The following is a 544-nucleotide window of genomic DNA, read 5'->3' on the forward strand; positions in this document are numbered from 1 at the left end:
GGTGTGTTTACGATACTTCAACGTTTTCGGACCTTGGCAAGATCCAAACGGAGAATACGCTGCTGTTATTCCAAAATTTATCAGTATAATGATGGAAGGAAAACGACCGACTATTTTCGGTGACGGTGAACAGTCGCGAGACTTTACTTTCATCGACAACGTCATTGCGGCGAACGTCGGTGCTGCTGAGAGCGACGCTAGTGGTGTCGTCTGTAACGTTGGCTGTGGAAATCGTGTGACGGTGAACGAACTCGTCGAGCGGATCAACGAACACCTCGGTACTGATATCAGCCCGATTTACGACAGCCCCAGACCCGGCGACGTTCGCCACTCTCTGGCCGATCTCGAATGGGGGAGTCAAACTATCGACTATGAACCGATAGTCCATTTCGACGAGGGGCTACGCAGGACTATCGAACACTTCGAAGAACAGAACTTCTAGCTCCGCTGTATACGATTAATTGTATCGGCTTTCCAAGTCTCGTCGAACTTCGGTTTTGATCCCCGTCCGAGACACCATTGGTACAACTGTTCGTATCGGTCG

Annotated in this window: 1 protein-coding gene; it reads left to right on the forward strand. The window is 50.2% G+C overall.

Annotated elements, in window-relative coordinates:
* Nucleotides 1-442 (forward strand): NAD-dependent epimerase/dehydratase family protein (locus tag EXE45_RS17590; RefSeq protein ID WP_137695095.1); only part of this gene is annotated, 442 nt, incomplete at its 5' end.
* Between the last annotated feature and the right edge of the window lie 102 nt (nucleotides 443-544).

The organism is Halorubrum sp. SP9, assembly GCF_005435015.1.
Classification (GTDB): Archaea; Halobacteriota; Halobacteria; order Halobacteriales; family Haloferacaceae; genus Halorubrum; species Halorubrum sodomense.